Here is a 10,067-nt window from a genome sequence, read left to right as displayed (position 1 = left end):
AGCAGCTCCAATATCTTTCGCTAACCACGCCCAGACTAAGGCTGCTTCGTCATCTACCTGCCGACGGCTGGGACGTACCAGCCAGAACTGCTCATCGCTTGGCACACTAATAGCCGGAAACGGCGTCACCAGGTCATTGCGCTGCTCCAACAAACGGTGATGAATAAGCGCTACCCCTGCGCCTTGGCTAGCTAACGCTAACGTCATCACCTGGTTATCGCATGTCATAGAACGACATTGCGTTTCCAAGTGACCCACGCCCGCCGCCTGTAGCCAGCCTGACCAGCCGACACCAAAACCTACCGCATGAAGCAACGTGTGCCCTCTTAAATCGGCAGGCGTTGTTAGCGTTGCAGCAAGCGCTGGCGAACACACTGGCAGCAATTGTTCATCACCTAGCGAGTGCATTTCAACGCCACTCCATTCACCCCGCCCATAACGGATTTCGATATCCGCGCCCTCTACCCCATAGTCATCTGGCCAGATAGCGCTGACCAGGCGAATGGTGATGTGTGGACAGTGCTGGTAAAGAGCAGCCAAACGCGGCGCCAGCCAGGATTGCTGGAGAATCGGCGTGGCTCTTAATGTCACAGGCTGCCCGCTGGTAGCGCCAAACACCTCAGCCGTTCCTTCGCTGATCCGCGAAAAAGCATCATTGATACTGGGCAGCCAGGCTTGCCCTACAGGCGTAAGCGTTAAGCTTCGCGCATGGCGCACAAAGAGCTTTTGCCCCAACCGCTCCTCCAACAACCGAACTCGCTGACTAATGGCCGCTTGGGTAACAGCCAACTCATTTCCAGCCGCGGTAAAGCTGAGCGTTCGCGCCGCCGACTCAAATGCCTGTAGCCATAACAGTGGCGGTAATTGACTCATGATAAATTCACCTATAAGTAAAATAAGGTCTTAGAGGCCATATTAATCATTTGTTTGAGCCATGACGAGTGCGCATCCTATCCGGGTGAGCCCCCGGTCGATTTTCGCTTTCAGGACGAAGCAACCGATATTAGGGTCTGTCTGAACAGTCGACGAGCGAAGACAAGACAAGGCAAAAATTGGCGAAAAAACGGAGTTTACATGTGTAAATGAGTATTTTGAGCCAATTTTTAACGCCGTATTGTCGAGCGCAGACACTTTTCAGACAGAGCCTAGCGTTCGTGCCCCGTCATTACCCTTGATAGCGGCGCTCGTCACCTCCAGGGCACGTATTTGGACCGCGACATGCTCGCCTCTCGCCTGCGTGTGTTGGCACGCCACTCATAAACCGCCCCGCGCGATATAAAAACTCAGCAAGGAGATCTCAATGAAAACCCGCCTACGCCTCTCACCCAGCATGCCGTTGGTAGCCACAGCACTCTTATCCGCTGCCTTTGCGTCCACCACGCACGGCGATGATCAAACACTTGATTTTGGTGTTCCCGCTTGGCCTGGCATCACCGTAAAGACGGAAATAGCCGAACAGCTGTTAAACCCGCTGGGTTATGAAACCCGCGCGCAAGAAATTGGCCTGCAGGTGATCTATCAGGGTATGGAGAGCGGTGATATCGATGTATTTCTGGGCGCCTGGCTGCCTGCTCAGCGTGACATGTTCACCCCACGCAAAGAGTCAGGCGTGCTGATTGATGTGGCGAACAACGTTGACGGCGCGCAAATGACGCTGGCGGTGCCTAGCTATATTTACGAGAGCGGCATTCAAAGTTTTGCTGACCTTGCCGAAAACCGCGACCTGTTTAACGGTCAGATTCTCAGCTTTGGCGCCGGCTCGGCCGCCAGCGAAATTCTCCATGACGCCATTGATAATGACGCTTGGGAGCTGGGTGACTGGCGCCTGGTTGATACCAGCGAAATCGCCATGCTGTCCGCCGCTCGCGATGCTATCGAGCGTGAACAAGCGGTGGTCTGGGTCGGCTGGACTCCTCACTGGATGAACCTTGAGCTACCCATGCGTTACCTGGAGGATCCAGACAATCTGTTCGGTGAAAACAACGGTGAAAGTGATGTACTTACCGTGCTGCGCGCCGACTATGCTGAAGCCAACCCCAATATCACTACGTTTTTTGAGCAGTTCAGCTTCACCGCTGACGAACAAAGCTGGATGATCCAGGCGTTTGGCCAAGACGAGCGTGCGCTTTCCGAGGTAGCCCAGGAGTGGATCAGCAATCATCCCGAGCGGGTAGAAGCCATGCTTACCGAGGTAACGAACACCGACGGCGAACCCGCTTGGCCAATTATTAAAGCGCAGTTGACGTTATAAGTGCGCATCTTATGCCAACGCATCGCAACCATTTAACGTAGCAAGGATGCGCCGCGGCCCTCCCCGGTCGCGGTGCTCGCCTCGCTAAAGGCCTTGCCACATACTCAGAACTGAGTCCCTAACAAGATACTTATTTTATCCACTGGTTTCTGACCAAACATGTCAGTGCGTGATGAGCTGGTCACCGTCGTTCATCGAGGCCGAGGCCTGGCAGCGGCGGTACTCGCCCGCTTATGTCACGCTGCACATGATCAATAAAAGCGCCTAACCGCGTGGGCACATGGCGGCGCTGCTCAAATACCGCATAAAAGTCGGCCCGCACGCCCTGCCACTCAGGCAGCAGCGGCACCAGCGCCCCGCTGGCCAAGTGCTCGTTTACATCCCACCAGGAGCGCATCATTATCCCGTGTCCGTCCAGGGCCAACCGAGTTATGACTTCTCCATCGTTACTGGCCAGCCGCCCACTCACCTTCACTGACTGAACACACCCTGGGTCATTACAGCGCTCAAAACGCCAAAGGGGAAAATCCGTATCGTTTTCACGAATCACCAGGCACGCTTGGCGCACAAGGTCACCAGGCGCGTTCAGCGGTGCCATACGGGCGATATAACCAGGCGCTGCACACAGCACTCGGCGATTAGGCAAAATTGGCCGAGCAATCAAACGTGAATCCGGCGGCTCGCCAATCCGTATACCGACATCAAAGCCGTGATCGCTCAGGTTAAGTGGAAAATTGGTGAGCTCCAGCCATCCCTCAACCGCTGGGTGCGTTGCACAAAAGGTGGAGAGCAGCGGCGCAATGTGCTGCCGACCAAAACCAAAGGTGGCATTAACCCGCAGCCGTCCGCTAAGCCCATGCTTATGTGTGTCGTTGAGAGAGTTCTCAAGCTCCCCCAACTCATCCAGAATCAGCGCCCCGCGGGAGAGATAACGTTCGCCTTCTGCCGTGAGTGTCAGCCGCCGAGTAGTGCGTGCGGCAAGCTCCACGCCCAACCGCGCCTCTAGCTGCTTTAAGCGCTTGCTCACCGCCGACAGCGAAAGCCCCAGTTCACGCGCCGTTCCTGTCAAACTTCCTGCACGTGCTAACTGCTGAAAAAATGCAAGATCGTCTAGCGCCGACATGGATTCTCCACTTTCAGGCAACAATAGCTTGAATAGTAGCCTGATTATTATCACTCAGATAGCGGCTACACTGCGTTCATCGCTCATCTTTTTTAATAACAAGGAATCCAAATGGCCCACCGTATTGCAGTGATCGCTGGCGACGGCATTGGTACCGAAGTCATGCCCGAAGGTATTCGCGCCCTTGAAGCCGCAGCCAAGCGCTTTAATATCGACCTTGAGTTCACGACCTTTGAATTTGGCAGCTGCGACTACTACCTGGAGCACGGCCAAATGATGCCGGACGACTGGTTTGAACAGCTAAAAGGGTTCGATGCGCTGTTTTACGGCGCGGTCGGCTGGCCCGACAAAGTGCCCGACCATATTTCCCTTTGGGGCTCGCTGCTGCAGTTTCGCCGCCAGTTCGACCAGTACATCAACCTGCGCCCTTGCAAGTTAATGCCCGGTATTAAAAGCCCGCTTGCTGGGCGTGAACCGGGCGATATCGACTTTTACGTGGTGCGCGAAAACACCGAGGGCGAATACTCAAGCATCGGCGGCAAGATGTTTGAAGGCACCGAGCGCGAAATTGTCATCCAGGAAACCGTGATGTCGCGTACAGGTGTTGACCGCGTGCTTAAGTACGCGTTTGATCTGGCACAAACCCGCCCGCGTAAAAAGCTCACCTCGGCCACCAAATCCAACGGTATCTCTATCACCATGCCCTACTGGGACGAGCGCGTGCTGGAAATGGCCAAGCAGTATCCGGAGATTGATGTTGATAAATTCCATATTGATATTCTGACCGCCAACTTTGTACTGCACCCGGACTGGTTTGACGTGGTCGTCGGCAGCAACCTGTTTGGCGATATTCTTTCCGACCTGGGGCCAGCGTGTACCGGCACTATCGGCATTGCCCCTTCGGCCAACATTAACCCTGAAGGCAAATTCCCTAGCCTGTTTGAGCCGGTACACGGCAGCGCACCGGATATTGCAGGCAAAGGTATCGCCAACCCAATTGGGCAAATTTGGTCTGGCGCCATGATGCTTGAGCACTTGGGCTATAAAGAAGCCGCTGATGCGATGGTGACAGCCATTGAAGACGTGCTTCGCGAAGGTGACAGCCAAGTGGTCACCCGTGATGTTGGCGGCCAAGGCACCACAGAAAGCCTGGGCCGCGCGATTGCCAAACGTTTAAGCCAGTAATCCCTTCGCCATAGGAAAGCCACCCCGCAGATAATTATCGACGGGGTGGCTTTTTATTGGCGGTTGGTTACTCCGCTAACTTCGCAGCGATTTTCGCAACGTGCTCGCCCTGAAAGCGCGCAAGCTTCAGTTCACGCTCGCTTGGCTGGCGGGAGCCGTCACTACCTGCCAAAGTCGCCGCTCCGTAAGGATTACCACCGCTGACTTCGGAAATATCAAACTGCTCTTCAATACCATAACCGACGGGCACAATCACCATGCCGTGGTGGGCAAGCGTCGTCCAGGTGGAGGTAATCGTCATCTCATCGCCACCGCCGGTACCTGTTGAGGTAAACACACTCGCCACTTTGCCACGCAAGGTGCCGTTAGCCCATAAGCCGCCGGTTTGGTCAAAAAAGGTGCGCATTTGGCCGGTCATATTGCCAAAGCGGGTTGGGGTACCAACAATAATCGCATCGTAATCGGCCAGTTCCTGGGGGGTCGCTTCGGGCGTATCGTAATCCTGCTTACCGCCGGCATTTTTGAAGGCATCTGCGGGCATGGTTTCAGGTACTCGCTTAACGGTTACCTCTACGCCTTCAACTTTCCTTGCCCCTTCTGCAACGGCCTTGGCCAAGGTATCAACATGCCCATACATGGAATAGTAAAGTACCAATACCTTTGTCATTGCTTACTCCTTTGGACTGCGTTTTAGCTACGTTAATGGCATTCCGATTAGGGAATGACTACAACATAGCCTAGCCTGCAGCAGCGAAAAGCGAATGTTTTCCCCCTGCACTCTTCGATTTTCACCTTACGCAGATACAAAGCAGCGGCTGGTTTCTCGCATTGAATCCCAAAAGTGCGTGGCAAAGCGCCCTTCCTATTAAAACGCCCACTCACCGTGAGCATTTTAGGTACCGTCTTACACTCGAGCGCCCGCCATTTTCATAACCACGACGCTAATGCTTGCTCCCGTTTTTGAGCATGTTAAAGATAGCGTGTGGATTTCCAACCAATAACAAGAGGCCGATAATGCTGAATCACTGGCTTGACTGGACCCTTGATGGGCACCTTCCCGTACAGCGTAGCGGCCAATTCCCAAGCGGTACTTATCGGTTTCATGCCCCCGGCATTATGGAGCTTATCCCCCATACGCCACAGCCAGAGGCCTATGCCTGCGTTTTTTCAGCGGCGATTCATGGCAACGAAACGGCCCCGGTTGAATTGCTCGGTGAGTGGCTAAGCGCCCTGGAAGCAGGCACCGCCCCACTGGGTGCTCCCGTACTGGTCATCCTTGGTAATATCCCCGCGCTACGCGCTCAGCAACGGTTTATAGCAACCAACCTTAACCGCCTCTTCAAGCATGACTTAACGGACAGTGGTGAGGAGCCAGAACGCGCACGTGAATTAATGGCTGCGGTAGACCGATTTTATGCAACTCATGCCGCGCGGCCCAGGTTGCACTATGACTTGCACACCGCCATTCGTGAAAGCCTCTACCCGATTTTTGTTGTCGAGCCATTTGCTAACACTGCGACCCTGCCGGAGCAGTGGCAGTGGCTTGCGGCTGCGGGCATGCAGGCCGTGCTTCATCAACACCAGACAAGCTGGACCTTCTCGCACTACAGCAAGCACTACCACGGCGCTCAAGCGTTCACTTTTGAGCTAGGCCGCGTCGCCCCTTTCGGGCAAAATGACAGGGCATCGCTAATCCCAATGGGCGCGCTGCTTACGTCACTCAGCAAAGGCGAAACGCCTGCTCAGCAAGACCCAGCGAGCATGGTATTCTTTCAGGTAGAGCATGAACTTAAGCGCCAAGCGGAGGACTTTACGCTCTACGTTGATGCAGACATGCCCAACTTCAGCCGTTTTGAGCCCGGCACGCGTTTGGCCCGGGATAGCGTGGCAGGCGATTTCGTGGTGGGCGAGACGCCGCTACATGTCGTATTTCCTAATGCCAACGTGGCGTTGGGGGCGCGGGCGGCGCTTTTGGTGGCCCCGATTCACCCTCCAAGTCAAACCGCAAAATAAGCTTAATAGTTATTTAATAACAACAACATGGAGATAATATCGAGGCACACGCGTATCACTTACGGCCGCCTTCCTACATTTATCGTATAAGGAAAGCACGCATTTTTCGCTGAGCCTGATAGAATCGCCACTTTTTTCGCGCCAGCCGCATTTAGCCTACGTTAACTCAACACGTTGCTACCGCGGCAACTTTGTACTGGAGCCTATGTTTATGGCCGCTACTCCCCTGGAAGTGCGTAATATTAAAAAGCGCTTCGGCGATACGGAAGTTCTGAAAGGCCTTTCACTCGAAGCCCAAAAAGGTGATGTCATCACGCTAATTGGCGCTTCAGGGTCGGGTAAAAGTACCTTTCTGCGCTGTATGAACCTGTTAGAGCAGCCGGATGAGGGCGAGATTATCCTTCACGGCGACCCGATACGCTTTAAGGTGAACCGGCACGGACGCGAGCCAGCCGATTGGAAACAGGTTGTCCAAATGCGTGCCAAGCTTTCCATGGTGTTTCAGAATTTCAATCTCTGGGCACACATGACGCTGCTTGAAAATATAATTGAAGCGCCTATCCATGTGCTCGGCCTTCCTAAAAAAGAAGCGATTGAACAAGCCCATGCGCTGCTTGAGCGTGTGGGGCTAACCGCCCGCGCCAACGCCTACCCAGCGCAAATGTCAGGTGGCCAGCAGCAGCGCGGCGCGATTGCTCGGGCACTGGCCATGAACCCAGAGGTTATGCTGTTTGATGAGCCGACCTCGGCGCTGGACCCGGAGCTTGTTGGCGACGTGCTGAAAGTCATGCGCGATCTGGCCAATGAAGGGCGTACCATGGTGGTGGTTACCCATGAGATGAGCTTTGCTCGCGATGTCTCAAGCAAGGTGATCTATCTTCATCAGGGCTTGGTAGAGGAAGCCGGGGCGCCAGATGATGTATTAGGCAACCCCCAATCGTCCCGACTAAAACAGTTTCTTACTCCTAACTACTGATCTGCGAGGCGACCATGCTGGATTTGCAAGGGTACGGCCCCCGTTTGATCGAAGGTGCCGGGGTCACCGTTCAACTAGCGGTTTTATCGCTACTGTTAGCCATCGCGCTAGGCCTTCTCACCGCCACAGCCAAGATGTCACGCCACTGGCTATTGCACGGCACGGCAACCGTTTACACGACGCTGATTCGCGGCGTGCCAGACCTTGTCTTGATGATGCTGCTGTTTTACGGCGGCCAAATCGGTGTTAACGCGATTAGTGATATTCTTTACTACAGCTACGACATTGATATTTACATTAATTTCAATGCCTTTGCCGCGGGCGTACTGACCATTGGGTTTATTTTTGGTGCCTATATGGGCGAGACCTTCCGGGGCGCCTTTATGGCCGTCGATAACGGCCAAATTGAGGCAGGCAAAGCCTACGGGATGAGCAGCACACTGGTCTTTCGCCGCATTCGTTTCCCGCAAATGATGCGCCATGCGCTGCCCGGGCTCTCCAATAACTGGATGGTGCTGCTGAAAACCACCGCGCTCGTCTCGGTAATCGGCCTGACCGATATGGTTCGCGTGGCCGCTGAAGCCTCCCGAGCGACTCATGAGCCGTTTGTGTTTTTAATCCCTGTAGCCGTTGCCTATCTGTTGATTGCCAGCGTCTCCGAGTGGATTTTTGCCCGGCTACAAAAGCGCTACGACATCGGCTTTGGGGAGCAGTGACATGCTAGATATTTCCACATGGTTTAATGACCTTTTGTCCGGCAATCTGATTTTCACCCCCACTACAATGGGCTACTACTGGACAGGGCTTGTCACCACCACACAGCTGGTGTTTCTGTCGCTGGTAATCGGGCTGGTGCTAGCGGTGCCGCTTGCCATTATGCGCAGCTCACGGCGTAAATGGATCAGCCTGCCCGTGTATGCCTATACCTACGTGTTTCGTGGCACGCCGCTGCTGGTCCAGCTGTATATTATTTACTATGGCGTGGTGTTTTTTGACGGCATCCAGGAAAGCTTTTTGTGGCCGATCTTCCGTGAGGCCTTCTACCCCGCACTGATCGCTTTCACTCTTAACACGGCCGCTTATACCACAGAGATTTTCCGAGGAGCGATCAAGGCAACGTCCAAAGGTGAAATTGAAGCGGCCCGCGCTTACGGCATGTCCCAAAGCCTGATGATGCGCCGGATCATTATCCCCAGCGCATTTCGTCGCGCTCTACCCGCCTACGGCAATGAAGTGATTTTCATGCTTCATGCTAGCGCGATAGCCAGCGTGGTCACCTTAATGGATCTGACCGGAGCTGCCCGCTATGTCTATTCACGGTTCTATACGCCGTTTGAGCCCTTCCTGTTTGTCGCGGCTATTTACCTGTGCTTAACGTTTGCCATTCTGTTTTTCTTCCGCTTTTTAGAGAAGAAATTACTTGCGCACTTAAAGCCACAAACCCCGTAAACGGTTCGATGACGAGCGAACGTCAAACAAACGTTGGTTCACAAGGCGTTTTCCTCTTTCCGCCGGCCTCAACCTGGGTTACGTTAAAGAGGATCACCTCGGGTGAACCTGTTTTACAACGGAGTTAAATAATGAAAAAGTTGCTATCAGTTTCTTTAATTGGTTTGGCTGTTGCTGCGGCCTCTTCCGCCCAGGCACGTGATTATGATGAGGTGCGTATTGGTGTTGATGTACCTTATGTCCCGATGGAATTCCGCACCCCTGAAGGCGACCTGACCGGTTTTGATATCGAGCTGGGCAACGCCATGTGTGAAGAGATCGGCGTGACCTGCGAGTGGATCGAGCAGGAGTGGGACGGCATTATTCCGGGCCTTCTGTCACGCAACTACGATGCTGTCATGTCCTCCATGACCATCAACGATGAACGTCGCCAGCAGGTGCTGTTCTCTGACCCCTACATCACCATGCCGTCTGCCTGGTTTGCCGCAAGCGACCTGGATATCGACGAAGCCAATGAAGAAACCCTTGAAGGCCTGACCATCGGCGTTCAACGCGGCACACTTCAGGACAACTACGTCACCGATAACTACGGCAGCGTGGCCGATATCAGCCGCTACTCCACCGCCGATGATATGGTGCTGGATATGGACGCGCAGCGTCTGGATATCGTCTTCCTCGACTTCCCGATCGGCCAGTCAACGCTGGTTGAAAACGAAGACGCTGACTACACCATTGTGGGCGAAAAAATCACTGAGCCTAAAGAGTACTTTGGTGACGGCTTTGGTATCGCCTTCCGCCAGCGTGATGAAGCGCTTGCCGAAAAATTCAACGAAGCCCTCGCAACACTTCAAGAAAACGGCACCTACGATGAGATTCACGCTCGCTATTTTGGCGAAGAGTAATCACATAGCGTAGTGACTGCCCCATCACCCCGGCCTTTGCCGGGGTGATTTATTTACGCCTTGGCCTTTTTTCTCCTTTCATCAGCGGCTTAAAAACCAGGTACACAGCCCCATTAACAAGCACGCTGCCCCTTGGAATGAACCAGGTCAGCGTGAAAGAGTCTCTGT

Annotated in this window: 10 protein-coding genes; 7 read left to right on the top strand and 3 right to left on the bottom strand. The window is 54.1% G+C overall.

Annotated elements, in window-relative coordinates:
- The coding region (locus tag ACT3T6_RS11655; RefSeq protein WP_193053909.1) for a LysR substrate-binding domain-containing protein at positions 1-873 on the bottom strand (873 nt) is incomplete at its 3' end.
- Positions 874-1,300: 427 nt separating this feature from the next.
- On the opposite strand from ACT3T6_RS11655, the gene ACT3T6_RS11650 reads away from it, so the two are divergent.
- A complete protein-coding gene (locus ACT3T6_RS11650; RefSeq protein ID WP_193053910.1) occupies positions 1,301-2,251 on the top strand; it encodes an ABC transporter substrate-binding protein in 951 nt (316 codons plus the stop codon).
- A gap of 181 nt (positions 2,252-2,432) precedes the next feature.
- Here ACT3T6_RS11650 and ACT3T6_RS11645 read toward each other — a convergent pair whose 3' ends face one another.
- A complete protein-coding gene (locus tag ACT3T6_RS11645; RefSeq protein ID WP_193053911.1) occupies positions 2,433-3,374 on the bottom strand; it encodes a LysR family transcriptional regulator in 942 nt (313 codons plus the stop codon).
- Positions 3,375-3,485: 111 nt separating this feature from the next.
- Between ACT3T6_RS11645 and ACT3T6_RS11640 the strand changes: the two genes are divergently transcribed.
- Positions 3,486-4,559, top strand: coding sequence for a tartrate dehydrogenase (locus ACT3T6_RS11640; protein ID WP_193053912.1), 1,074 nt, complete (start codon positions 3,486-3,488; stop codon positions 4,557-4,559).
- Between the two features lie 67 nt (positions 4,560-4,626).
- Here the strand turns inward: ACT3T6_RS11640 and wrbA are convergent, their stop codons facing one another.
- On the bottom strand, positions 4,627-5,226 hold the full coding sequence (wrbA, locus tag ACT3T6_RS11635; RefSeq protein ID WP_087108478.1) for an NAD(P)H:quinone oxidoreductase: 600 nt from the start codon (positions 5,224-5,226) through the stop codon (positions 4,627-4,629).
- Between the two features lie 347 nt (positions 5,227-5,573).
- Between wrbA and ACT3T6_RS11630 the strand changes: the two genes are divergently transcribed.
- The 5 genes from ACT3T6_RS11630 (at position 5,574) to ACT3T6_RS11610 (ending at position 9,899) form a co-directional block, all read left to right on the top strand.
- On the top strand, positions 5,574-6,572 hold the full coding sequence (locus ACT3T6_RS11630) for a succinylglutamate desuccinylase (RefSeq protein ID WP_193053913.1): 999 nt from the start codon (positions 5,574-5,576) through the stop codon (positions 6,570-6,572).
- A gap of 205 nt (positions 6,573-6,777) precedes the next feature.
- Positions 6,778-7,548 carry an ABC transporter ATP-binding protein gene (locus ACT3T6_RS11625; RefSeq protein WP_406565410.1) on the top strand — a complete coding sequence of 257 codons (771 nt, stop codon included), beginning with the start codon at positions 6,778-6,780 and terminating at the stop codon, positions 7,546-7,548.
- Between the two features lie 14 nt (positions 7,549-7,562).
- Entirely contained in the window at positions 7,563-8,264 is a 702-nt protein-coding gene (locus ACT3T6_RS11620) for an ABC transporter permease (RefSeq protein ID WP_172116068.1), read from the top strand.
- A gap of 1 nt (position 8,265) precedes the next feature.
- Entirely contained in the window at positions 8,266-8,997 is a 732-nt protein-coding gene (locus ACT3T6_RS11615; protein ID WP_193053914.1) for an ABC transporter permease, read from the top strand.
- 131 nt (positions 8,998-9,128) lie between these two features.
- Positions 9,129-9,899, top strand: a complete 771-nt coding sequence (locus tag ACT3T6_RS11610; RefSeq protein WP_193053915.1) for a transporter substrate-binding domain-containing protein — start codon at positions 9,129-9,131, stop codon at positions 9,897-9,899.
- Positions 9,900-10,067: the final 168 nt, after the last annotated feature.

Source organism: Halomonas sp. 72 (genome assembly GCF_052379785.1).
Taxonomy (GTDB): Bacteria; Pseudomonadota; Gammaproteobacteria; order Pseudomonadales; family Halomonadaceae; genus Vreelandella; species Vreelandella citrativorans.
This window is presented reverse-complemented; position numbering and strand designations above follow the sequence as displayed.

What these genes read in the sequence shown, in the direction of transcription:
- ACT3T6_RS11650 (WP_193053910.1), top strand. Translation starts at nt 1,301, where the DNA reads ATGAAAACCCGCCTACGCCTCTCACCCAGCATGCCGTTGGTAGCCACA.
- ACT3T6_RS11645 (WP_193053911.1), bottom strand. Translation starts at nt 3,374, where the DNA reads ATGTCGGCGCTAGACGATCTTGCATTTTTTCAGCAGTTAGCACGTGCA.
- ACT3T6_RS11615 (WP_193053914.1), top strand. Translation starts at nt 8,266, where the DNA reads ATGCTAGATATTTCCACATGGTTTAATGACCTTTTGTCCGGCAATCTG.
- ACT3T6_RS11625 (WP_406565410.1), top strand. Translation starts at nt 6,778, where the DNA reads ATGTTTATGGCCGCTACTCCCCTGGAAGTGCGTAATATTAAAAAGCGC.
- ACT3T6_RS11620 (WP_172116068.1), top strand. Translation starts at nt 7,563, where the DNA reads ATGCTGGATTTGCAAGGGTACGGCCCCCGTTTGATCGAAGGTGCCGGG.
- wrbA (WP_087108478.1), bottom strand. Translation starts at nt 5,226, where the DNA reads ATGACAAAGGTATTGGTACTTTACTATTCCATGTATGGGCATGTTGAT.
- ACT3T6_RS11610 (WP_193053915.1), top strand. Translation starts at nt 9,129, where the DNA reads ATGAAAAAGTTGCTATCAGTTTCTTTAATTGGTTTGGCTGTTGCTGCG.
- ACT3T6_RS11630 (WP_193053913.1), top strand. Translation starts at nt 5,574, where the DNA reads ATGCTGAATCACTGGCTTGACTGGACCCTTGATGGGCACCTTCCCGTA.
- ACT3T6_RS11640 (WP_193053912.1), top strand. Translation starts at nt 3,486, where the DNA reads ATGGCCCACCGTATTGCAGTGATCGCTGGCGACGGCATTGGTACCGAA.